Raw genomic sequence first — 775 nt, forward strand, 5'->3', positions numbered from 1 at the left:
GTGCTACTACATATGGCTGCGTCGCTACGAGGCCGAGGGTCTTGAGGGGCTGAGGGACCGCTCGAACGCCCCGCACCGCACACCGCATGCCACCAAGGCAGATGTCGTGGAGAAGATCCTGTGGCTGCGGCAGCAGTACCACTTCGGGCCAGCCAAGATCGCGATGTACTTGGACCGGTATCACGACGTCAAAGTCAGCTCGTCAGGCGTATGGCGGATCCTGAAGAAGGTGGGTCTCAACCGGCTGCCGGCCTCGCAACGCTACAAGCGACGCTCCACTCGCTGGAAGCGTTACGAGAAGCAGCGGCCCGGCCACCAGCTGCAGGTCGACGTCAAGTTCATCGAGCCCCTCGGCCAGACAGGCCGCAAGAAGCGCTACTACCAGTACACCGCCATCGATGACTGCACCCGGCTGCGGGTCCTGCGCGCCTACCCGCGGAACGACCAAAAGACCGCGATCCAGTTCATCGACCACGTCCTGGCCAAGCTGCCGTTCGCCGTCGAGCAGGTCCAGACCGACAACGGCCAGGAGTTCGGCTCAGCCTTCCACTGGCACCTGCTCGACAAGGGCATCGGCCACGTCCGAATCAAGCCCCGCACACCGCGACTGAACGGCAAGGTCGAACGATCCCACCGCATCGACTCCGAAGAGTTCTACCGCCTCCTGGAGGGACAGGTCATCGACGACGTCAACCTGTTCAACACCAAGCTTCAGGAGTGGGAGGACTACTACAACTACGATCGCCCTCACGGTGCGCTCACCGGCCAAACACCC

The 775-nt window shown here is 62.8% G+C and carries 1 protein-coding gene; it reads left to right on the plus strand.

The window, feature by feature from the left end; all coding sequences use genetic code 11:
- Positions 1-775, plus strand: a 775-nt coding sequence (locus IE325_RS45835) for an IS481 family transposase (RefSeq protein ID WP_190076179.1), incomplete at both ends; no start/stop codon positions are given.

The sequence above is a fragment of the Streptomyces lanatus genome (assembly GCF_014655715.1).
GTDB lineage: Bacteria > Actinomycetota > Actinomycetes > Streptomycetales > Streptomycetaceae > Streptomyces > Streptomyces lanatus.